Annotated in this window: 20 protein-coding genes; 6 read left to right on the top strand and 14 right to left on the bottom strand. The window is 59.8% G+C overall.

Annotation, left to right across the window (positions count from 1 at the left end):
* Positions 1-20: 20 nt before the first annotated feature.
* From argH to argC, 5 genes are all read right to left on the bottom strand, one after another.
* Positions 21-1403: an argininosuccinate lyase gene (argH, locus tag OKC31_RS08695; protein ID WP_219264529.1), complete on the bottom strand. Its 1383-nt coding sequence runs from the start codon at positions 1401-1403 to the stop codon at positions 21-23.
* Positions 1404-1613: 210 nt separating this feature from the next.
* Entirely contained in the window at positions 1614-2849 is a 1236-nt protein-coding gene (locus tag OKC31_RS08690; protein ID WP_033115910.1) for an argininosuccinate synthase, read from the bottom strand.
* A 68-nt stretch (positions 2850-2917) separates the two neighbouring features.
* Positions 2918-3829, bottom strand: a complete 912-nt coding sequence (locus OKC31_RS08685) for an ornithine carbamoyltransferase (protein WP_247823569.1) — start codon at positions 3827-3829, stop codon at positions 2918-2920.
* 25 nt (positions 3830-3854) lie between these two features.
* The gene (gene argB / locus OKC31_RS08680; protein WP_270656768.1) at positions 3855-4634 is read right to left on the bottom strand and encodes an acetylglutamate kinase; all 780 of its coding nucleotides are present in this window, start codon (positions 4632-4634) and stop codon (positions 3855-3857) included.
* A gap of 22 nt (positions 4635-4656) precedes the next feature.
* Entirely contained in the window at positions 4657-5664 is a 1008-nt protein-coding gene (gene argC / locus OKC31_RS08675) for an N-acetyl-gamma-glutamyl-phosphate reductase (protein WP_110304444.1), read from the bottom strand.
* A 271-nt stretch (positions 5665-5935) separates the two neighbouring features.
* On the opposite strand from argC, the gene argE reads away from it, so the two are divergent.
* Both argE and ppc read left to right on the top strand, forming a co-directional pair.
* Entirely contained in the window at positions 5936-7081 is a 1146-nt protein-coding gene (argE, locus tag OKC31_RS08670; protein ID WP_247823568.1) for an acetylornithine deacetylase, read from the top strand.
* Between the two features lie 231 nt (positions 7082-7312).
* Positions 7313-9946, top strand: a complete 2634-nt coding sequence (gene ppc / locus OKC31_RS08665) for a phosphoenolpyruvate carboxylase (protein ID WP_005341594.1) — start codon at positions 7313-7315, stop codon at positions 9944-9946.
* A gap of 371 nt (positions 9947-10317) precedes the next feature.
* Here the strand turns inward: ppc and OKC31_RS08660 are convergent, their stop codons facing one another.
* Entirely contained in the window at positions 10318-10893 is a 576-nt protein-coding gene (locus OKC31_RS08660) for a hypothetical protein (protein WP_113740576.1), read from the bottom strand.
* Positions 10894-11116: 223 nt separating this feature from the next.
* A complete protein-coding gene (locus OKC31_RS08655; protein ID WP_201958524.1) occupies positions 11117-11434 on the bottom strand; it encodes a DUF6968 family protein in 318 nt (105 codons plus the stop codon).
* Positions 11435-11783: 349 nt separating this feature from the next.
* On the opposite strand from OKC31_RS08655, the gene OKC31_RS08650 reads away from it, so the two are divergent.
* Entirely contained in the window at positions 11784-12674 is an 891-nt protein-coding gene (locus tag OKC31_RS08650) for a sensor domain-containing diguanylate cyclase (protein ID WP_247823567.1), read from the top strand.
* Between the two features lie 471 nt (positions 12675-13145).
* Positions 13146-14420 carry an amino acid permease gene (locus OKC31_RS08645; RefSeq protein WP_005340121.1) on the top strand — a complete coding sequence of 425 codons (1275 nt, stop codon included), beginning with the start codon at positions 13146-13148 and terminating at the stop codon, positions 14418-14420.
* A 66-nt stretch (positions 14421-14486) separates the two neighbouring features.
* On the opposite strand, the gene OKC31_RS08640 is transcribed toward OKC31_RS08645, so the two are convergent.
* The gene (locus tag OKC31_RS08640) at positions 14487-15125 is read right to left on the bottom strand and encodes an exopolysaccharide biosynthesis protein (protein WP_247823566.1); all 639 of its coding nucleotides are present in this window, start codon (positions 15123-15125) and stop codon (positions 14487-14489) included.
* Between the two features lie 250 nt (positions 15126-15375).
* Here OKC31_RS08640 and OKC31_RS08635 point away from each other — a divergent pair, with 250 nt between their 5' ends.
* Positions 15376-15999, top strand: a complete 624-nt coding sequence (locus tag OKC31_RS08635; RefSeq protein WP_247824147.1) for a porin family protein — start codon at positions 15376-15378, stop codon at positions 15997-15999.
* 90 nt (positions 16000-16089) lie between these two features.
* Here OKC31_RS08635 and OKC31_RS08630 read toward each other — a convergent pair whose 3' ends face one another.
* Positions 16090-17013 carry a GGDEF domain-containing protein gene (locus OKC31_RS08630; protein ID WP_151285743.1) on the bottom strand — a complete coding sequence of 308 codons (924 nt, stop codon included), beginning with the start codon at positions 17011-17013 and terminating at the stop codon, positions 16090-16092.
* 505 nt (positions 17014-17518) lie between these two features.
* On the opposite strand from OKC31_RS08630, the gene amt reads away from it, so the two are divergent.
* Positions 17519-18946 carry an ammonium transporter gene (gene amt / locus OKC31_RS08625; protein ID WP_113740581.1) on the top strand — a complete coding sequence of 476 codons (1428 nt, stop codon included), beginning with the start codon at positions 17519-17521 and terminating at the stop codon, positions 18944-18946.
* Between the two features lie 82 nt (positions 18947-19028).
* Here amt and OKC31_RS08620 read toward each other — a convergent pair whose 3' ends face one another.
* The 5 genes from OKC31_RS08620 to OKC31_RS08600 form a co-directional block, all read right to left on the bottom strand.
* Positions 19029-19496, bottom strand: a complete 468-nt coding sequence (locus tag OKC31_RS08620) for a glycine zipper 2TM domain-containing protein (RefSeq protein ID WP_005340126.1) — start codon at positions 19494-19496, stop codon at positions 19029-19031.
* Between the two features lie 97 nt (positions 19497-19593).
* Positions 19594-20091 (bottom strand): GNAT family N-acetyltransferase, encoded by a 498-nt coding sequence (locus tag OKC31_RS08615; RefSeq protein WP_005340127.1) that lies wholly within the window; start codon positions 20089-20091, stop codon positions 19594-19596.
* 112 nt (positions 20092-20203) lie between these two features.
* Complete coding sequence (locus OKC31_RS08610; RefSeq protein ID WP_005356534.1) at positions 20204-20608, bottom strand: nitrous oxide-stimulated promoter family protein; 405 nt, start codon at positions 20606-20608, stop codon at positions 20204-20206.
* Positions 20609-20695: 87 nt separating this feature from the next.
* Positions 20696-22498, bottom strand: coding sequence for an aminopeptidase P family protein (locus OKC31_RS08605; protein WP_247823565.1), 1803 nt, complete (start codon positions 22496-22498; stop codon positions 20696-20698).
* A 33-nt stretch (positions 22499-22531) separates the two neighbouring features.
* A complete protein-coding gene (locus OKC31_RS08600; RefSeq protein WP_005340138.1) occupies positions 22532-23197 on the bottom strand; it encodes a GntR family transcriptional regulator in 666 nt (221 codons plus the stop codon).
* Between the last annotated feature and the right edge of the window lie 91 nt (positions 23198-23288).

Genomic DNA, 23288 nt, shown 5'->3' with positions numbered 1-23288 from the left:
ACTTTCAGATATGCCCGAATTTAAGTGCGTTGCGCCAGACATGTTTCGGCAGCAGTGAGGGCCGCTTCTACCTGCTCGCGGGCGACGCCGCCTTTGGCAACCCGTTTGGCGAGGGTCGCTTCCAGTTCCAGATTGGGGTAGACGTCGAACTCGATCACCGGGCTGAAGCGCTGGAACTCGCCGATGGAGAGCTCCTCCAGCGGTTTGCCCACGCTGATGGCAAAGACCACGGTTTCGCCGACGATATGGTGCGCTTCACGGAATGGAATCCCCTTGGCCACCAGATAGTCCGCCAGCTCGGTGGCGTTGGCGTAGCCGCCTTGCGCTGCCGCCATGGTGCGCTCGCCATTCACTTTCAGGTCGATCAGCACCAGAGCCGCCATATCGAGGCAGTCGTGCCAGGTGTCGAGGGCATCGAACAGCCCCTCTTTGTCTTCCTGCATGTCCTTGTTGTAGGCCAGCGGCAGCGCCTTGAGGCTCATCAGCATGCCCATCTGGGCGCCGACCACCCGGCCGGTCTTGCCGCGGATCAGCTCCAGCGCATCCGGGTTCTTCTTCTGTGGCATCAGGGACGAGCCGGAAGTGACCGCATCGGAGAGCTCGACAAAGCCCGCCTCGCCGGTGTTGTAGAAGATAAGGTCTTCGGCAAAGCGCGACAGGTGTGTCATGGAGAGGGACGCCACATGCATCAGCTCTACCACATGATCCCGATCTGAGACCGAATCCAGACTGTTGCGGGTGGCGCCGGCAAAGCCCATGTCGAGCGCCAGCGCTTCGCGGTCGATGGCGTAGGCAGTGCCCGCCAGCGCGCCGCAGCCGAGCGGGCTGGTGTCGAGGCGCTTGAGGGCATCCTGCAGCCGGGAGTAGTCCCGCTCCAGCATCTCCACATAGGCCAGCGCCCAGTGAGCGAAGGTGACCGGTTGGGCCCGCTGCAGGTGGGTGTAACCGGGCAGCACCGCGGCCTGATTGGCACGGGCGGAGGCGACCAGTCCCTGCTGCAGGGCGGTGATGGAGCCGAGCAGCAGCTCACCCTGCGCCTTGCACCAGAGTTTCAGGTCGGTGGCGACCTGATCGTTGCGCGAGCGGCCGGTGTGCAGCTTCTTGCCAAGATCGCCGACGGCGGCGATGAGCTGGCTCTCGACCCAGGAGTGGATATCTTCGGCGTCCGAACTCAGGATCTGTTGGGGATCCTGCTGCACCGAGGCGAGCAGCACCTCCATCGCCTGTTGCAGTTTTCCCTGCTCATCGGCGGTCAATACGCCCACTTTCACCAGCGCTTTGGCCCAGGCCATGGAGCCCTGAATATCCTGCTCCGCCAGCCGGTAATCGAACCGCAGCGAATCGTTGAACTGCTTGAACCGGCTATCGGCTCCCTGACTGAAGCGTCCACCCCAAAGTGCCATACTGCTCTCCTTGAATGCGTTGTCGGTGGCGCCCTAGCCGCCGAGCTTGAAATCGTGCCCTGTTTTTCTGCGAGCCTGTTATCTCACAGAAGCGGCCGGGGCGCTGCCGCTCTTGTCACACCGCCGATGATGGGTCAGGGGTTATGCCCTCTGCCTGTAGAAGAGGGGGCCATGCCCCCTCTTCGGTACCAGCGGATTAACTCCAGTGGCTTAACCGTGGGTATGATCACCACCGATGGCCTGATGCTGTTCCTTCATGGCGCGGATCCGGCTGGCCAGGGTGTAGAGACGGATAAAGCCTTCGGCATGGCTCTGGTCATACACTTCGTCGGCACCGAAGGTGGCGAAGTCTTCGGAGTAGAGGCTGTTCGGCGACTTCTTCTGCACCGCAGTGACCTGACCCTTATACATCTTCAGCACCACTTCACCGTCGAGATCTTCGGCGATGGCGTTAGCAGAGGCGAGGATCGCCTTGCACAGCGGAGTGAACCAGCGACCGTCATAGACCAGATGGGAGAACTCGGCACCCAGCTTCTCCCGCCAGGCGCGGGTTGGGCGATCCAGTACCAGCTCTTCCACGGCGCGCAGCGCAGCGACCATCACGGTACCGCCCGGGGTTTCGTAGCAGCCGCGGGACTTCATGCCCACCATCCGGTTTTCGGTGATGTCGATGCGGCCCACGCCGTGCTTGCCGGCACGCTCGTTCAGGGTCATCAGGATCTGGTGCGGGCTGAGCGGCTGGTCGTCAACGGCCACCACTTCACCCTGCGCCACGGTCAGCTTGACGTACTCCGGCTGATCCGGTGCCTGTTCGGCCGGTACGGTCCACTGCCAGACCGCTTCGGAGGGCTCGTTCCAGGTGCTCTCCAGCTCGCCACCCTCGGTGGAGATGTGCCAGGCGTTGGCGTCGCGGCTGTAGATCTTCTTCAGGGTCGCCTTGCAGGGGATGTTGCGGGTCTCCAGATAGGAGAGCAGATCTTCCCGGGAGCGCATGTCCCAGATCCGCCACGGGGCGATCACTTTCAGCTGGGGCGCCAGCGCAGCGACCGCACCTTCGAAACGTACCTGATCGTTACCCTTGCCGGTGCAGCCGTGGGAGATGGCATCGGCCCCTTCCGCCAGCGCCGCTTCGACCATCGCCTTGGCGATCACCGGACGGGCCATGGAGGTGCCCAGCAGATAGGTGCCTTCATAGACGGCGCCGGTCTTCAGGGTCGGGTAGACGTACTCTTTGACGAACTCTTCCCGCAGATCCTTGATGATGCATTTGGTGGCACCGGAGGCGATCGCCTTCTGCTCGATCCCTTCCAGATCGTCGCGCTCCTGACCCACATCGGCCACGAAGGCGATGATTTCGGCGTCATAGTGCTCTTTCAGCCAGGGAATGATGGCCGAGGTATCCAGTCCACCCGAGTAAGCCAGTACGATCTTGTTGATTCCGCTCATGTTACTTCTCTCCGTGATGATTCGATGATGATTCAATAAAAGGGTCGTGATTCAGGTTGAGTGTCGCGTTACTTGCCACCCAGAAGGGTAAGCAACACGGCGTTCTGGATATGCATCCGGTTTTCGGCCTCGTCCATGATGAGGGAGGCGGGGCCATCCATCACCTGCGAGGTGATCTCCAGCTCGCGATGGGCCGGCTGGCAATGCAGCACATGTGCAATGCCGGTGCGGTCGAGCAGGGCCTGGTTGATCTGGTAAGGCATAAAGAGGTCTTTGACCTGCTCCATCGGGGTGTTGTCGCCCATGGAGACCCAGGTATCTGTGTAGGCCACGTCGAACCCTTCGATATCTGCCACGTCATCGCTGATGTGGATGGTCGCCCCCGACTTGGCCGCCAGAGCCTGCGCCTGCAGGAAGATCTGGGTATCCGGGCCGTGGCCTTTCGGGCAGATCAGGGTGACGTCGGTGCCGAGGGTGGCCCCCAGCAGCAGCAGAGAGTGACTGACGTTGTTGCCATCACCGAGGTAAGCAAGCTTCACCTTCGACAGATCGTCGTAGTGCTCGGCAATGGTCATAAAGTCGGCCAGCCCCTGACAGGGGTGGTAGAGGTTGCACAGGCTGTTCACCACCGGCGCAGAGCCGTGTTCAGCAAGCTCAACAAGCGTCTGGTGATCGAACACCCGGGCGACGATGGCATCACACCAGCGCGACAGGTTGGCGGCGAAATCCTTCACCGACTCCCGCTTGCCCAGCGCGCCGTTTTGCTGATCCAGATAAACGCTGTGGCCGCCCAGTTTGGCGATGCCGATGTCGAAAGTGACCCGGGTGCGCAGGGAGGGTTTCTCGAACAGGGTGACCACGCTCTTGCCGGCCAGCACCTGGCTGTACTTCTTCGGGTCGGCCTTGACCGCTTTGCCCAGCGCAATCAACGCCTCGATCTGGGCTTTGTTCAGATCACTGTCTTTCAGAAGATGTTGCATCGGATGTTCCTTGTTCCGGTGGAGATCAAATGGCCACTTGGGTGCCGACCGCGCTGCCAGCCAGCAGCTTGAGCAGCTGGTCTGGGTAACGCCAGCTGGCGACACAGACCGGCTTGCCAAGGGTCTGAGCAGCGTGCAGGGCCGCTTCTACCTTGACCGCCATACCATCGCGGATCACCCCTTTCTCCATCAGATCCAGTGCGGTCAGCTTGTCGAGCTGGGGCACCAGCTTGCCCTTGCCATCGAGGATTCCGCTCACATCGGAGAGCATCACCAGATCGGCACCGAGCGCCTCGGCAATGGCGGTGGCCGCCTGATCCGCGTTGACGTTCATCAGTTGCCCCTCGGCGGTGATGCCGATGGAGCTCACCACCGGCAGGAAGCCCTGCCCGAGGATGCCCGCCACCAGTGCCGGGTTGCCCGGCTTGCACTCGCCGACTGCACCGAGATCCGGGTCGAGCTGGGTCACCTGACAGAGGCCACCATCTGCCAGACAGAGCCCCACCGCCGGAATGCCGGTGGCGATCGCCTTGGCCATCATCTGCTTGTTGGCAGTGCCCGCCAGCGCCCCGGCAATGAAGGGGATCTGCTCGAACGGGGTCACCCGCAGGCCGTTCTTTTTGGTGGAGGTGAGGCCCAGCCCCTTGAGCAGGTCATCCACCAGACAGCCACCGCCGTGTACCAGCACCAGCGGACGGTGCTGATCATCGAGAAAGGTTTTGAGGGTGGCGAACAGGGCGGTCAGCGCCTCGTCGTTCTCGATAAGGGCGCCGCCCAGCTTGATTACCAACGTCTGTTTGTCCATGTTCGAGATCCTTCCTAAGTCCTTAAATCAGGCCGGTGGCCGGTTCAAAACCAAATTTGATATTTATGCACTGCATGGCTTGCGAGGCGGCGCCCTTGAGCAGGTTGTCGATGGCGGAGACCACCACCAGCATGTTGCCCTGCTGTTGCCAGGCGATATCGCAGTAAGGGGTGTTTGCCACACCGCGAATAGAGGGCATCTGGCCGGTGAGGCGCACCAGCGGCTTGCCTTCATAAGCCTTGAGGAAGGCCTGATCCACCTGAGTGGGGGTGACGCCGTCCGCCAGCTGCACATAGATGGTGGCCAGAATGCCGCGCACATAGTTGCCAAGGTGGGGCTGGAACAGCACCTCCTTGCCGAGGTGATGGCTGATCTCCGGCTGGTGTCTGTGATTGAAGGTGCCGTAGGGATTGAGGCTCACTTCGCAGAAGCTGGTGTTGATGGCCGCCTTGCGACCGGCGCCGGAAACCCCGGAGACGGCGTTGATGATGGGCTGCCACCCCTTGGCAATCAGACCATCCTGCTGCAGCGGCTTGAGAGCGCACAGCGATGCGGTCGGGTAGCAACCCGGCACCGCAATCAGCTGGGCGGTAGCGATGGCATCGGCATTCCACTCCGCCAGGCCATAGACGGCCTGATCCAGCCACTGCTCGCTGTCGTGGGTGAAGCCGTAGAAGCTGTCGTAGAAGCCCTGATCCTTGACCCGGAAGGCGCCGGAGAGATCGAACACCGGCAGCCCCTTGGCGAGAAACTTGGGTGCCAGCTCGGCGCTCACCTCGTGGGCGGTGGCCAACAGTACCAGATCGGCCTGGGTCAGGATCCGGGTCATGCCATCGTCGTCCAGCGGCAGCAGCGGCTGATCGAGGGCGCCTACCCACTGGGGATGCAGGGAAGAGAAGCGCTTGTGGGCATCCTGACTGCCGGCGGAGACGTAGAGGCCGAACAGTTTGAGTTGTGGATGGTTCTGTACCAGTGCGGCCAGTTCGGCTCCCGCGTAGCCACTGGCACCGACGATAACGGTGTTAAGCATGTTGAATATTCCAAGTCAGAGTTCGAGATTCACAGCATGACGCTGCAGTGCACAAGGGTGTTCGAGCGCCCCTTTGCACAAGTGCGGAGGGGCAATTCAGGCGGGTGTGTGTCGTCGGTTATAGATCAGGTGACAGAACATTAACTTTCCCTTACAACTAGAAGCCTTTGTTGATGAGCCAGATATTCAGGTAAAATAACAGAATATTCATGCACTCACTTTGCATTTGTATTTTCTAACAGAAACATTCCGGGGACGCAAGGAGGAGCTGATGGCCAATCTGGATTTTTTTTCACTTTATAAGAATATTATTGCGATTCCCTCTATCAGCAGCACGGATCCCAAGTGGGATCAGAGCAATGAGGCGGTGATCCGGCTGCTGGCCGACTGGTTCGGTCAGCTCGGTTTTCAGTGCGAGGTGACGGCGCTCCCCGATCTGCCGGGCAAATTCAATCTGGTGGCGACGATGGGTCAGGGGGAGGGCGGTCTGCTGCTGGCGGGCCACACCGATACGGTGCCGTTCGATGAGGGGGGTTGGAGCAAGGATCCCTTCAAGGTGACCGAAGAGGGCAATCGTCTCTATGGCCTCGGCACCATCGACATGAAGGGCTTCTTCGCCTTCATAGTGGAAGCGCTCAAAGAGATCGACCTCACCAAGCTGACCAAGCCGCTGCGCATTCTCGCCACTGCCGACGAAGAGACCACCATGGCGGGGGCCCGCGCCATCGCCGCGGCGGCCGAGCTCAAACCCGACTACGCCGTGATTGGCGAGCCGACCGGGCTGGTGCCTGTAGTGGCCCACAAGGGGCATATGTCGGAGGCGATCCGCATTACCGGCAAGAGCGGCCACAGCTCGGATCCCGCCAACGGCGTCAACGCCATGGAGATCATGCACAAGGCGATGGGGCAGGTGCTGCGCTTGCAGCAGGATCTGAAAGATCGCTATGCCGACCACCGCTTTGCCGTGCCGCAGCCGACCCTGAACCTCGGTTACATTCAGGGCGGCGACAGCCCGAACCGCATCTGCGGCTGCTGCGAGCTGCATATCGACCTGCGACCCACTCCGCAGGTGGGGCCGGATGAGCTGATGGGGATGCTCAAAGAGGCGCTCTCTCCCATCGAGATCCACCAGCCGGGCTGCCTGCATCTGCAACATCTGCACGAGCCTATTCCCGCCTACGCCTGCGCCGACGACTCTGCGCTGGTGCGCGAAGCTGAGAAGGCGAGCGGCCGCGCCGCCGAGTCGGTCAACTACTGCACCGAGGCGCCGTTTATCCAGCAGCTTGGCTGCGAGACCATAGTGATGGGCCCAGGTCATATCACCCAGGCCCACCAGCCGGATGAGTATCTGGACCTCTCCTTCGTCAAGCCGACCACCGCGGTGTTGCAACACCTGATCAGACGTTTTTGCCTGTAGCGGCGACGGTGAAAGGGGCGTAAAAACTGTAAGTAAGTTACATAACAAGCCGGTTGTGGAGTGGTGATGGAAATACATGTTCTGAATCGGCCTGTTATTTGACCTTGCGCAGACAATCTGGGTAGATTGTCACCCTAAGATGACGGAGCATATGTTGTAATCGCACAACAATAAGTGAGGTCGTCTCACACCCCGGATGGGTGTCAGGCACCAACAAGATAAGGATGTGGAATGAACGAAAAGTACGCCGCACTACGCGCCAACGTAGGCATGCTGGGTCAGCTGCTGGGTAAATCCATCAAGGATCATCAGGGTCAGGCCTTTCTCGACAAGATCGAAACCATTCGCCAATTGGCCAAGTCCTCCCGCAAGGGCAATGAATCAGACCGGGAACGTCTGCTCGATACCCTGCGCACCCTGAGCGATGATGAACTGCTGCCGGTGGCCCGCGCCTTCAGCCAGTTCCTTAATCTGGCCAACGTGGCGGAACAGTTCCACACCATCTCCCGTCGCTGTGAAGAGCAGGTCTGCACCCCGGATCCGCTGGAGCAGATGTTCGACAAACTCAAGGCATCCAACCTGTCACAAGAGGCCATCATTCAGGCCGTGCGCGAGCTGGATATCGATCTGGTGCTGACCGCTCACCCCACCGAGGTGACCCGTCGTACCCTGATCCACAAGCACGTACAGCTCAACGACTGCCTCGAGGCGCTGGAGCTCTCCGACCTGCTGCCTCGCGAGCGGGACAAGATCCTCAACCGCATCGAACAGCTGATCAATCAGGCATGGCACACCAACGAGATCCGCGAACAGCGCCCGACTCCGGTCGACGAGGCCAAGTGGGGCTTTGCCGTGGTGGAGAACAGCCTGTGGCCTGCCATCCCCGAATTCATGCGCAATCTGGACGAGCGTCTGCAACACCATCTGGGTGTGCGGCTGCCGCTGGATGCCGCGCCGGTCAAGTTCACCTCCTGGATGGGCGGTGACCGCGATGGCAACCCCTTCGTCACCGCCAAGGTGACTGCCGAAGTGCTGGAGCTGGGCCGCTGGATGGCGGTGAGCCTGTTCTACAAAGACATCAAGGAGCTCACTTCCGAGCTCTCCATGTCCGACTGTACCGACGCCGTGCGCGCTCGCGTTGGCGATCATCCCGAGCCTTACCGTGCGCTGGTGCGCGAGCTGCGTGAAGCGCTGCGCGAAACCAAGGAGCATCTCACCGCCAAGGTGCAGGGCCAGGCGAGCGAGAGCCAGGATCTGGTCAAGACCACCGCCCAGCTGCGCGAGCCGCTGGAACTTTGCTACCACTCATTGCACGCCTGCGGCATGGGCAACATCGCCGACGGCATGCTGCTGGATGTGCTGCGCAAAGTCGCCTGTTTCGGCATCCATCTGGTCAAGCTGGATATCCGTCAGGATGGCGAGCGTCACGGGCTGGTCTTCTCCGAGCTGACCCGCTATCTGGGTCTGGGTGACTACGCCGAGTGGAGCGAAGATGACAAGCAGGCCTTCCTGCTTAACGAACTGAACTCCCGTCGCCCGCTCATTCCCCACGACTGGGAACCGAGCGCCGAGGTGCGCGAGACGCTGGATACCTGTCAGGTTATCGCCCAGCACGACCCCGATGCGTTCGGTATCTACATCATCTCCATGGCCGGTGCGCCGTCCGACGTGCTGTCGGTGCAACTGCTGCTCAAAGAGGCGGGTTGCAAGTTCCGCATGCCGGTCGCCCCGTTGTTTGAAACCCAGGATGACCTGATGGCAGGCACCGCCGTGATGGAGCGCCTGCTCTCGGTGGACTGGTATCGCGGCTACATTCAGGGCCGTCAGTACGTGATGATCGGTTACTCCGACTCTGCCAAGGATGCGGGCATGATGGCCGCAGGCTGGGCCCAGTACGCCGCCATGGAATCCCTGGTGGGACTTGCCGAAGCCAACAACATCCGCCTCACCCTGTTCCATGGCCGTGGCGGTACCGTCGGTCGTGGTGGTGCGCCTGCCCATCAGGCGATCCTCTCCCAGCCGCCGGGATCCCTGCGCGGCGGTCTGCGTACCACCGAACAGGGGGAAATGATCCGCTTCAAGTTCGGTCTGCCGAAAGTGGCGATCAAGAGTCTGGAGCTCTACACCAGCGCCGTGCTGGAAGGGAACCTGCTGCCACCGCCCAAGCCGAAAGAGTGCTGGCGCGAGGTGATGGAACAGCTGGCCGCCGACTCCTGCGATCACTACCGCAGTATCGTGCGCGGTCATCCGGACTTCGTCCCTTACTTCCGTGCCGCCACCCCGGAGATGGAGCTCGGCAAGCTGCCGCTCGGCTCCCGTCCTTCCAAGCGCAAGCCCAACGGCGGCGTCGAGAGCCTGCGCGCAATTCCGTGGATCTTCGCCTGGACCCAGAACCGCCTGATGCTGCCGGCCTGGCTCGGTGCCCACAAGGCGCTGCAACAGGCTATCGACGGCGGCAAGCTGGCGGTGCTGGAAGAGATGAGCGCCCAGTGGCCCTTCTTCCGCACTCGCCTCGAAATGCTGGAGATGGTATTCCTCAAGGCGGACGTCTGGCTCGCCGAGTACTACGACACCCGTCTGGTGCCGCAGGAGCTGTGGGGCCTTGGCAAACAGCTGCGTCAGGAGCTCGCCGAATCCATCGAGGTGGTGCTGAAACTGAGCCCGCGCGGGGATCTGCTGGAGGACCAGCCCTGGATCAAGGAGTCCATCAAGCTGCGCAACCCCTACACAGACCCGCTCAACGTGCTGCAGGCCGAGCTGCTCAACCGCTCCCGCAACCACCCGGAGACCCTGCACCCCGAGCTGGACAAGGCGCTGATGGTCACCATCGCCGGTATTGCCGCAGGTATGCGTAATACGGGTTGATAAATATTACCAAACAGGTCTGAAATAAAAAGAGCGCATAATATGCGCTCTTTTTATGGCTAGTTTATTTTGTCAACTTCATTTAAATAGATAGTTTTAAATCATCATGAAAACTAATGGCTGGATGTAGAAAATTATATAGCAACCTAGTATTGCATCATCACAACGCACCAGAGTAGAACGATAGTTAGCCTTTAAAATAACTGTAAATACAATAAAGGTTAAACATATCCAGGCTGAGAAAGTGCCCGAGAGATAATTAAATAGTATTGAACCGCTTGAAATTAGTAGCAGTGCAATTCGATGGGCAAGGTTGTTGCTTAAAAGAAAGGGTGCTACAACGGCCGCTATCAATGTGACGATCATCATCACTAGTGACATGAGGCACAGCCACCGCTTGCTGCCAGGCCAGCACTGCCTGAAGCCATCATGCCTGCGACACCACTTCCCATGATGGGGCTTAACCTACCGGTAACGGCACCACCAAATGCACCTGCAGCAATCTCTCTCATGCTGGCATCAGGATTGTTGGCAATGACGCCCATCGCCCCCATAACGGCCCCGCCGCCTGCCCATACCAATGCGGGTGCCGCTCTCTTGTTACGCTTGCTTTCATTTATATCTCTTATAACGATAAAGCTATCGTGCTCTATGCTGATAACTACCTTGGTTGAATTTGCGATTGTTGATATGGTATCGACATCAACAAATTCACCAGGGTATATAACAGTTGGATTTGAATTTTTGTCTTCTATTTCAATGTATCGACTCGAAAGGTTTACCACTGTGATGTTTTCTTTGTTGAAATTGATGCAATACTTTCCATCGGCATTAATAGAGTAATGTTCACCAGCGTGTAGTGTGTTGCAGTTACTCAATGGGCAAGTATTGGCATTGGCACTTGAAATACTGCACAGCAACAATGCTGTGGCCAAACAGAGCTTCATCCATTATTTCTCGAATGCTTCATTTGGAAACCAAGCATTGATTAAATGAGAATTATTGTCAATTTTTTTTGGTTTATGCTATTGATTTTATTGCTAAATTATCTAAAGGCGCCCTTGGTATTGCGGGTTGTGGGGCTGCACTTGCCTATGATGAGCTCGTCGCCGATGAAAGGGAGATTGTGGGAGCTGGGCTGCACCCCATGCTCCCTAAGTTGACCTCGGGCTAGAGCGCCGGGAAGTAGCAGGCGCTCATGTCGATGGGGTGATCGGGGCTGCCGGGCAGATAGAACTGCCAGCCCGCATCGGAGAAAGCGCGCAGTTCGGTTTCGACAAACTTGATGGCGAGGCTCAGGGCCTGCAGGCTGTCGATGCCGTAGATGAAGGTCTTTTCGCTCAGCCCCGCCAGCTTCACCTTGCAGCGCCAGTCACCGCTGGCGGACTTGGGATCCGGCTCGGGGGCCTTGATGACGATCTTGAGGGTGAGCTGTTCCCCTTCGGTGCTGATGGCGTCGAAGCGGGCGGTAACGATAGCGTTTTTCATCTGGCGATTCCTTTTCCGTGGTACAGCCCCTGCGGTTGCGGGTGGCTGGCGTTCCTGATGGCTGATGAGGTGAAAACTGGACTCAGGACGGCCAGCGTAAATGAACTTGTGAGTTGAAACAATGGGATATGCGTGACCGGGTGAGGGGGCTTTCGCCGCCGTGAGCGAGCGCAGTGGCGGGAGTAGCAACGCGCAGGCCACAGGTGGTGGCCGAGAGGCTGGCAGGCTGCTAGATGTAAAGGATTGTTGGCTGTGGCCGCAGATTTTTCTGCGCTGACGATGAGGGTGAGTGAGTCCTCTTGAGGCAGAATATCTCCCCCCTGTTTGACGCTGAAGTACAGGAGTCTCCGTGGCGCTTTCGGTAACCCAGCTTTATGAAGTGATGGCCCAGCTGCCAGATCCCGTCTTTATCCTCAGTGAAGATGGCTATTACGTGGAATATATCGGCGGCATGGAGCAGCAATCCTATCACGATGGCAATCCGCTGGCGGGCAAGCAGCTGGCCGATGTGCTGCCACCCGAGATGGCCATGTGGGTCAAGGCGCAGGTAGCCGAGTCGCTGGCGAGCGGTCAGGTGCGGGTGGTGGAGTATGAGCTCTCCGCAGCCGAGGTGGGGGGGATCAATGCCGCCGCCGGGCCGCAAGGGATACAGCGTTTTGAGGGCAAGATTGCGCCGCTGCCCTCCCTCTATGACGGCAAGCGGGCGGTGGCCTGGGTGACCCGCAATATCACCCGCCAGTACGAGTTGCAGCAGCGACTGCTGCGCCAGAGTGAAACCGACCAGCTGACTGGCCTCTACAACCGCCGTTTCTTCTTCGAGCACTGCCAGCCGTTGCGGGCAGGGGAGGCGCCCTGTGGTCTTATCATGCTCGACATCGATCACTTCAAGCAGCTCAACGATCACTACGGCCATCAGCAGGGAGATCGGGCCTTGCAGCGCTTCAGTAGTTGTATCGATGCCCTGTTGCGGGCGGACGACCTCTTTGTGCGCAGCGGTGGCGAGGAGTTTCTGATCCTGCTGCCGCGGATCGATGAAGCCGGTTTGCAGCAGATGGCGGAGCAGATCCGCGCCGCCGTCGAAGCGCTGCCTGCCGATCCGGTCGCCATCACGGTCAGTCTGGGCACAACCCTGGTGCAGCCGGAGGAGGAGATCAATCAGGCGCTGGCTCGGGCCGACGAGTGGCTCTATCGGGCCAAGCGGGCAGGCCGCAACCGGGTGGCGCACTGCCCGGCAGGTTGAGAGTGCCACCCCGGTCGCTGTGGGAAATAGCCTGCGCTTTTACCCTGAATAAATTGGCTGACATCACTGTCAATTAGTAGAAAAGTTGGCCGTATTATTTAACTCATATTCCACAGCTTAAGGTGTTAATATTATCGGCCTGATCGCTGGTCTTATTTGTGTTGTTGGGCAACAGCATGAGGTTTTATCGGTATGTTATCAAACAGGCGTGAATCGGGTTTTGGGTGACGAATGTGATACATCCCGTTGTCTTTTGAAACATTCCGATTCAAACAGTCATGAATTATTAACCTTGACCCGGATTGCGATTTCAACGATGGTAGCGTGGCAGCTCCGTTTCTCTCCGGTGGCCCTGTTGGCCGCTGGCGGCGTTGTTTTTTCATGTGCATGGCGATATGCAACGACATATCTCCAGCCTGTTATTCGGGCCAATAAAAATAATGATGACAGATTAATAAGGTATATATTGCAATGAGTGTTTCTATTGCTGAAAAGAGTAACCCTGTTTCAAAATTGAAATGGGAGAAAAGCGATTCGGTATGGACCATGGGCCTATATGCCACTGCTGTCGGTGCCGGTACGTTATTTCTCCCTATTACTGTTGGCAGTAATTCTCCGGTTATTTTGCTATTTATTTTATTGCTGGCTTTTCCGCTTTCTTATTATTCCCACCGGGCATTGAGCCGCTTTGTGCTCTCCAGCTCCCACAAGGAGGGGGATATCACCCATGTGGTGGAGGAGCACTTCGGGGCCAAGGCGGGCAAGCTGCTGATGCTGGTCTATCTGATGGCCTTCTACCCCATCATTCTGGTCTACAGCATCTCCATCACCAACGCGATCCAGAGCTTCGTGGTTCACCAGCTGGGGGACGCCGAGCTGCCGCGCGGCTTGCTGGTGCTGGGGGTGATGCTGGGTCTGCATCTGGTGCTGCTGGCTGGCAAACAGATCGTGGTATCGGCCATCAGCGTGCTGGCGCTACCGATGGTCGCCTTTCTGATTGGCCTCTCCATCTATCTGCTGCCCCAGTGGAGCCTCTCCTATTTCAGCGAGAGCCAGGCGGTGGATTGGCGGGATCCGGCGTTCTGGAAATCCCTCTGGCTGATCGTGCCGGTGATGGTCTTCTCCTTCAGCCATGCGCCCATTATTTCCTCCTTCAGCGCGGCGCAGAAGAAGCGTTGTCAGGAGAGTGCCGATCTGCGCGCCAAGCGGATCATCAAGTGCAGCAGCATGCTGATTTGCGGCAGTGTGCTCTTTTTCGTGGTGAGCTGCGTGATGAGCCTGAGTCAGGCCGAGATGGCGCTGGCCCGCACCGACAATATCTCCGTGCTGTCGGCGCTGGCGAACAAGTTCTCCAACCCGCTGATCGCCTATGTGGGGCCACTCATCGCTATTCTGGCCATGTCCAAATCTTTCCTAGGCACCTCCATGGGGGTGAGCGAGGGGACGGTGAGCATGGTGAGCGGTGCCTGTCAGGGGCTGGGGCTCTCCCTCAAGGAGTCAACCATCGCCCGGGTGTCATCGGTGATCCTGTTTATGGTGACCGCCGTCATCACCTATCTGAACCCCAATGTGCTCGACATCATCGAGCGCGTCAGTGGCCCGCTGATTGCGGTGATCCTGTTTCTGCTGCCGGCCTGCTCTATCTATCGCTTGCCCGCACTCAAGCGTTATCGCGGGCCGAGTACCCTTTTTGTGTTGGTGATGGGGCTGCTTGCCATCTCGGCCCTTATCTACGATCTGCTTTGACCGGGCGGTATCCCGCACAAATCAAAAAGGGCGACCATCTGGTCGCCCTTTTTCTGTGCATCGGGGTTAGCCGAGCAGGCCGCTGGCGCTCTGGCCCGCCATCAGCAAGCCGATGGCCAGCACGCTGAACCAGACCAGGGTTGCGCTTACCAGCAGATAGCCGCTGGCGATGAACAGACCGTCCCGCTGCAACATGCCGGTGGCCAGCAGCAGGATGGCCCAGGCAGGCATGGCGTTGGTGAACGGGATGGCGCCCAGGGGCAGCATCAGCAGCAGGGCAGCCAGCATGATCAGCAGGCCGTTGCAGCGGTTGACCGTGTTGCTGCCGGTCAGCACCAGCAGGCGCGGGCGGATAACGCGATCGACCCGGGCCAGCAGATCCGCCCCCTTGTGAAGGGTCGGCTTGAGCTGGTCGGCAGCGAAGCGGCGCTCCATCAGCATGGCGGGCAGCCAGGGCACCCGATTGAGGGTGATGCCGATACCGATAAAGAGGATCAGCAGGCCAAACGGGGTGCTGACCCCGGGAATGGAGACCGGCAGCAGGAAGGGGACGGTGAGCAGCACGCAAAACAGCAGCATGCCCTGCTCGCCCACCAGCTCCAGCATCTGGCGCAGGCTGATGTGGCTCTCGTCGATGGCGTGGGCGGTAGCCCGCAGGGTATCCGCGAGGGTGGTTTGGGGGTCGTGAAGTTGCGCGGCAACCATTCCCTGATGTCCTTCTGAGTGGTGATAACGGGCCCCGATGACCCGATTTGGCGCCAGCATACGTGGCAGAGGTTAACCGTCGATGAATGGTGGCAGGGGGGCATAGCGGCGCCAGTGGAGCGGTGCGGCAGGGTTCAGGCGAGAGGGAAATCCCGCGATGAAAGTGATCCGGTACAGCCGCCGTTTAGGATGGGCCTAGGACGCCTCTGGTATGCTTTCTGCACAATCACACAGGGAGCAGGGGATGATGATGAAGAGAGCCGGGATAGTGATGATGGGGTTGTTGCTGCCACTGGGGCAGGCCTGGAGTAGCGAGGGCGCGACCACATCCGGTTGGCAGGTGACGCCGTTTTTTGGCTACAGCTCAGCCATCGACTTCGAGAAGAGCGATGAGGTGGTGCAGCCGGTGCCGGTCTCAGCCTCGCTCGATTCACTGCAGGGACAGGGCTCCGGTAGTTGGGGTCTTTTTATCAGCAAGGAGGTGGATGATCCCGGCATGATTGAGCTGCTCTACAGCCATCAGTCCACCACCCTCTCTCCCGACCTGCCGGATCGCCTGACGGTGGACATCCTGCACTTTGCCGGTGCGCTGACCCTCTCTGACAACCTGATGGCGCCCTACATCGGCGCCGGGATCGGGGTGACCCGATTTGCCGCCTACGACAGCGAGGTGACCCCTTCCATGTCGCTGGCGCTCGGGGTGCAACCGCGCCTCGCCGAGCATCTGGCGCTGCGGGCCGAGGTGCGCGGTTATGGTTCGCTGGTCAACGACAACAATCAGTTTCTCTGCAACCCGGAGCAGTGCGTGTTCAAGGTGCGCGGGGAGCTGGTAACCCAATGGCAGGCCAATATCGGTCTTACCTTCCGCTTTTAGGTGAGGGGATTTTCCCTATGAAACAGGGGCCTTTGGGCCCCTGTTTCAGCAGCAATGTTTCGCCGTTATCGGCAATCAACCTGCAGATCTTCATACCTCCTTGTTAGTCGGCATCGCCCATACCGCGCAGTTTCTGCCCGCCTCCTTGGCGCCATAAAGTGCCTGATCCACCCGTTTGAACAGCGAGACGGCCGGCTCCTTGGGCTCGCGGATCCCCACTCCCAGGCTGACCGTCATGGTATGGGCCGGGTCGGGGGCTATGGTGCGGGTCGCAGTGAGCAGGGTGTTGGCCAGTTGCAGCAGCTCGGCTTCGTGGGCGACGGGCAGCAGCAGGGCAAACTCTTCACCCCCGACACGGGCCGCCAGCGCACCGGGCGGGCAGTGCTGTTGCAACAGCTCGCCAAACTGCTGTAACACCCGATCCCCGATATCGTGGCCGTAGTTGTCATTGATCACCTTGAAGTGATCCAGATCCAGCAGGATGAGGGCGTGGCAAATCCCCTGTTCCAGAAACAGCTGCTGATGAAAGTAGCGCCGGTTTGGCAGCCGGGTGAGATCGTCGAACAGCGCCTGTTGTCTGAGCTGGGTATTGATGTGGAAGAGGTGGTGCATGGTGCTCAGGATGCCGATGCTGCTGAGCAGGATGCCGCTGGAGCGCAACAGATCCTCGGCATAGATGGCGAGCCAGAGTGGCTGCGCCACCAGCTCATCCATGATGTCGGCGGTGGCCCCCATGATCCACAACATCAGACCGCAGGAGAGCATGCGGTAGGTGTGGGTGGGCAGGTGGGCGCACTGCACCACCCAGAACAGGAACAGCATGGTGAGCCAGTTGATCACCTCGAAGCCAAAGCTGACGGCGTAAAAGCGTTCGTAGGGGAAGTGGGGCAGCAGCAACAGATGAAGGGCCATGATGGCCAGCATCACTATCCCCAGCAGCGCGATGTGGGCGCGATGCTCCCGGTCGAGATGACGGTAGTGGGAGAGGCTGATGTCGAGACGATCGAACTGCATGGTGTTCCTCGGATTGGGCCTGCCATCAGGTTGCAAACAAGGGGCTGTGTAATGGCATGCCGTGGTCGGATAACAGGAAACGGCTGGTCTGTCAGTGTAAACGAGCGGACCCGTAGCGCGCGATATCGATGACGTCAGCTTGTGGGCTGGCTCAGGGTTTGCGCACTTCTGGTGCACGACGTATCGCCTGCCCTGTGACAGGGCGACCCTGGGCAGGTTAGCGCAGCTCATGCGCCAAATTGGTGCGTTGATGATGCGCGTTCTTACTAATGCCATGATTTAAAAGGATTTATATTTGTGGCCCGCTTTATGCTTTTTACATGTCAGACGGTCTCTTGCGGTCATCGGCGGCAGACGCAGTGATGAGGAAGTGGCAAGAGACATCCCCGTGCCGGGCGCGGGTGTGATTCTGGCGGGTTGCAGCAACACCTTGCGGTTCGCCACAGATTCAATCAGGGAAACGGAGCCGGTCTTGTACCGGTACGACAGGGAAGGAGAGTGCTCTATGGTCAAAAAATGGATGATGGCGGGTCTGACGATGTTGCCTGCCTTGCTGGTTACCCCAAGTTGGGCCGAAGAGGTCGCTCAGGTACAGGCGGCGGTGGCTCCGGTTGCCGCCATGACAATCAACAAGGGTGACAACACCTGGATGCTGCTCTCGGCGGCGCTGGTGATCCTGATGTCGATCCCCGGTCTGGCCCTCTTCTACGGTGGTCTGGTACGGGCCAAAAACATGCTGAGCGTGCTGATGCAGGTCTTTACCCTGTTCTGCCTCATCTGCGTGCTCTGGGTGATCTACGGCTATTCGCTGGCCTTTACCGAGGGGGGCAATTTCTATGGCTCCTTCAGCAAGGTGCTGCTCAAGGGGGTGACCCCTGACTCCATCGCTGCCACCTTCAGCAAGGGGGTCGGGATCAGCGAGCTAATCTATGTGGTGTTCCAGGGAGCCTTTGCCGCCATTACCTGTGGCCTTATCGTGGGGGCGTTTGCCGAGCGCATCAAGTTCGCCGCCGTGCTGCTCTTCTCGGTGATCTGGTTCACCTTCGCCTATATCCCGCTGGCTCATATGGTGTGGTACTGGGCGGGTCCGGATGCCTATATCAGCGCCGAGGCTGCGGCCACGGCGACTGCAACTGCCGGTTATCTGTTCCAGCACGGTGCGCTGGACTTTGCTGGCGGCACAGTGGTGCACATCAACGCCGCCGTGGCGGGTCTGGTGGGGGCCTATCTGGTGGGCAAGCGTCTGGGCTACGGTCGTGATCCCATGACCCCCCACAGTCTGACCATGACCATGATCGGCGCCTCCCTGCTCTGGTTCGGCTGGTTCGGTTTCAACGCGGGCTCCGCGCTGGAAGCCAACGGTATCGCCGCACTCGCCTTTATCAACACCTGGGTGGCGCCGGCTGCGGCAGCTCTCTCATGGACGCTGGCCGAGTGGGTGATGAAGGGACGTCCCTCCCTGCTGGGGGCCGCCTCTGGTGCTGTGTCCGGTCTGGTGGTGATCACCCCGGCAGCCGGTTTCGTCGGTGTGGGCGGTGGTCTGGTGATGGGCCTTATCAGTGGCGTGGCGGGTCTGTGGGGTGTCCACGGTCTCAAGCGCCTGCTGGGTGCCGATGACAGTCTGGACGTGTTTGGCGTACACGGGGTGTGCGGTATTCTCGGCGCCCTGCTGACCGGCGTTTTTGCCAGCCCGGATCTGGGCGGTACCGGGGTATGGGACTATGTCACCAATCAGGTTGCCGAGGGCTACTCCATCCTGACTCAGGTGAAGATCCAGGCTATCGGGGTCGGTGTCACTCTGCTCTGGTCCGGTGCCGTGGCGGCGATTGCCTTCAAGGCGGTCGACATGCTGGTGGGTCTGCGGGTGAACGGCGATGCCGAGCGGGAAGGACTGGATGTGACCACGCACGGCGAGAAGGCCTACAGCATGTAATCCCGAATGCCAGACAACAAAAAACCGCCGGTTCCGGCGGTTTTTTTATGACTCTAAAGCTGCAAAGCCTGAGTTCACACGCTTAGTTCACGACGGCCACGTTGATGCTGCCATTGCCCTGGGTCATGCGCACACGGGCGCCCGGGGTGAAGGTGGGGCTGGCTTTCTGCACGACCACGATGGCTTCGCCGTTCTCTTTTTTGATCTCCAGCTCGACGCCGTCGACCTGATTCATCTTGTTGCCGATGGCGTTACCTGCCGCTGCACCGGCGATGGCGCCGCCTGCGGCTGCGATGTCGCGTCCGGTACCGCCACCGACTGTGCTGCCCAGCAGGCCACCGACTACTGCGCCGCCAATGGTGCCAATCAGGGAGTTCTCATCGGCCTGGATCTTCACCGGGCGGGTGGAGATGATGGTGCCGTAGCTGACGGTCTGCACCTGTTTGGCGCGGTCCTTGGTGTAGACATCGCCAGAGTAAACGTCACTGTTGGCGCATCCGGTGATGGTGGTTGCTGCCAGCAGGGCAATAAGGGTCATACGCTTCAACATGGTGGGCCTCCTGGGCTGCACGTAATTTGAACAATCCGGTTGATGAGTGAACTTTACTCCAACCCCGTCACACATGAAATCGGCAAAATGTAACCAATTATGCGTTCTGTAACCGGTTTTGTCCTTGAATCGCAGCTGTACCGGAGAGGGTTTTAACCAGCAGCAGACGGTCTTCTCCGGGGCCGAAATAGTCGGCTACTTCCGCCTGCAATGTGTAACCGAGCCGGTAGTAGAGGCGCTGGGCCGGATTGGCCGGATCGACCGTGAGCCGCAGTTCGCTGATCTGCAGCGCCTGCTGGTTGGCCTCCATCTGGCGCATCATTCGCTCGGCCAGACCAAAACCGCGTGCCTCGGGCAGTACCGCCAGCGAGAGCACCCAGCCTTGCGACCGCTCCTGACCAAATCCCCCCAGCACATAACCCACCAGCTGCCCCTCGTATTCGGCCACCAGCAACAACTCGGGCCACAAATCCATCGCCTGACGGAAGAAGAAGGCGGGATAGACATCTTCGCCAAACACCTTGGCATCGATCTGCCAGATGGCGTGCATGTCATTGTGGGTAGCGGTGCGTAGCAGGGGCGGGTTGTGGTGCATCAGGACTCCATTGGCAGCAAACGGATCGGCAACGCCGCTGACCTTGGGGTCAACGGCAGAAAAGGAGTCATAGGGTAGTGGTCATCCCCTGCCGGATGCAAGGGATTGGCGGTTATGGCGGCAGGGGGCGGCTCTGGGGCAGTTTGGGGGCCTTGCGCAAGCCGTCGAGCAGGTGGCGGAGGGTGAGCCAGGGGTGGCGCAGCAACATGCGCGGGCCGCTCCACTTCATCACCTGCTGGATCTGTTTGCGCATCGCCGGTGCGTAGCAGTGGATATTGCAGTTGGCACAGGTGGGTTTGTGGCCGTGGCCATAACGGCAGCGACGAAGGCGCTGATGGGCGAAATCCCGCAACTGGCGACAGTGGCGGCAATGGGGATCCTGATGATGGTGCTGGCAGTAGAGGCGGATCATGGCGCTGACCGTCTGCTGCTCGCGCATGAGTCTGGGATGGTCACTCGCCTTTTTGCTGGCTGCGGCGTGTGAGCCCCGGGCTGGGCTGGCATGATGACTTTTCATGGCCGCCATTCTCCTGACCTGCTCGCTTGGGGTGTTGATACAGGTCAAAAGGGGGGATAAAAAACAGGGCCCGCAGGCCCTGTGTCATCAGATGAGGCTGGTTGCCTGCTCCAGCCAGGCGAGATCCTCGCCTTCTAGCAGCGGGCTCAGGCGGCGGAACACCTCGACATGGTATTCGTTGATCCAGCGGAATTCGGCCGGGCTCAGCAGGCTGCGGTCGATCAGGCGGGTATCGAACGGCACGTAGGTCAGGCGCTCGAAGCCCAGCATCGGCAGCTCGCCAACCTGTTCCAGCTCGGTCACGACCACCAGGTTCTCGCAGCGGATACCGAAGCCATCTTCGCGGTAGTAGCCCGGCTCGTTGGAGAGCACCATGCCCGGTTGCAGGGCGACCATGCTCCCTTTCGGCGCGATGCGCTGGGGGCCTTCGTGGACACTCAGGAAGTGGCCGACGCCGTGGCCGGTGCCGTGGTCGTAGTTGTAACCGGCTTGCCACAGCGGCATGCGGGCCAGCACATCGAGCTGGATACCGGCGGTGCCACGGGGGAAGCGGGCCTGATCCAGCGCGATATGGCCCTGCAGTACCCGGGTAAACATCGCTTTCTGCTCGTCGCTCACCTCACCCACCTTGATGGTGCGGGTGATGTCGGTGGTGCCATCCATATACTGGGCGCCGGAGTCCAGCAGATAGAGGCTGTCCTGACCAAACGCACGGGGGGTGCCATTGGTGTGGTGGTAGTGGCACATGGCGGCGTTGGGGCCGAGCGCGGAGATGGTATCGAAGCTCGGCTCGACGTAGTGCTCCTGCTCGCGGCGGAACGCTTCCACCTGATCGGCCAGGGTGCCTTCATCCACCCCCTCGAACTCGCCGGAGGCGACCAGCCGATCCAGCCAGGCGAGGAAGCGGGTCATGGCCACGCCATCGCGCAGGTGAGCGGCACGCATACCGGTCAGCTCGATCTCGTTCTTGCACGCTTTCGGCAGCATGGTGGGGTCTTGCCCTGCCACCAGAATGGCGCCCGCCTCTTCCATGACGAGCTGGGTCCAGGCGTTGGCGCTGTCCGGATCGGCCAGCACCTTCTGCTGATCTTCACCGATGCGTTGCAGCACGTCGCCCAGCTTGTCGATGGGGTAGACGGAGACATCTTGGCCAACGTGTTGGGTGAAGGCGAAGCAGTCAATTTTGTCGGTATCGACGAAGAAATCCATGCTGGTGTTGGCGTAGAGCACAGCAAAGCCCAGCACCACCGGCAGCCGGTCGATATCGCGGCCGCGCAGGTTGAGCAGCCAGTTGATGGGCTCGGCCTGGGTCAGCAGCACGGCATCCAGCCCGCGCTTGCGCAGGTCGGCTGCCAGCTGTTCACGTTTGGACTGGCTGGACTGGCCTGCCAGCTCCTCGTTGTAGAGGATGACCGGGCTCTTGGTCGGCTCCGGGCGATCGCTCCAGTTCAGGTCGATGGGGTTCTGCTCGACACGGATCAGCTCGATACCGCGATCGGCCAGCACGGCCTTGGCATTCTTGTACCAGGTCAGGCTGTGCAGGCGGGCATCGAAGCCAACCCGGGAGCCTGACGGCAGCTGTTCGGCCAGCCACTGCACATGAGGATTTTCAATGAGGTGGAGGAATTCGAACAGTTCGGCGGGTGTTTGCATCCGCGCCTGCACCGTATAGCGACCATCGACAAAGAGGGCTGCCCGCTGGGCCATGATGATGGCGACCCCGGCAGAGCCGTTGAAACCGGTGAGCCAGTCAAGCCGCTCGGCATAGGCGGGGATGTACTCGCCGAGGTGCTCATCATCGTGGGGGACGATAAATGCGTCCAACTCCTGCATGGCCAGCTCGGCCCTGACTTGGGCGACGCGGGTTTCAATTATCTCGAAATTATTCATGTCGTTAGTGCCAGATGGTTGCTATATGAGTGTTCAGTTTTTATGGCCGCTGGCCAGGATCCGCTTGATCGACTGACCTGCCGCTTCGATATGCTGCCTGAGCAGCACCACCGCCTCGTGCTTGCGCCGGGCGCGGCACAGCTCCAGCAATTGGGCGTGTTCACGCTCCGCCTTGTCCACGCCGTCGCTGGCAAACAGCAGCTCGAAGCGGACATAGCGGTCACAGCTCAGATTGATCTGGGCGATCAGTTCAAGTGCCTGGGGGCGACCGGCTGCCTGATAGAGGGTGGCGTGAAAGCTGTGGTTCAACTCGGCCCAATGTTCGATCTGGGTGCCTGACTCCAGGGCGTGATCAAACTGGGCGAGGATCGCCTCCGCTTGTGCGAAGGTGGCTTCCGTCATCTTGTCGACGGCGTGAAACAGGGTATCGGCTTCCAGCAGCGCTCGCAAATAAAAGAGTTCTTCAATGGCCGAGGCGTCCAGCATGGTGACCACGGCGCCGCGATGGGCTTCGAACTTCACCAGCCCCTGCGCTTCCAGCTGCATCAGGGCTTCGCGCACCGGGATGCGGCTCACGGCCAGCTCTTTGGCAATGGCATCCTGACGCAAGGGGGCGCCAGCGGGGAACTCCCCACGGAGGATCCGGCCACGGAGGTTTTCCATTACCATCTGGGTTCGGGTCTTGTAGGGTGGGGTCATGGTCGGGTCACGATTGGGCGTTACAGAATTGTATATTGTATAAAGTTTGGCTGAATCTAACCTGTCACAACAGGCAAAGGCAAGGTTTTGG

It is taken from the genome of Aeromonas sp. Y293-4 (genome assembly GCF_027705905.1).
GTDB lineage: Bacteria > Pseudomonadota > Gammaproteobacteria > Enterobacterales > Aeromonadaceae > Aeromonas > Aeromonas veronii.
This window is presented reverse-complemented; position numbering and strand designations above follow the sequence as displayed.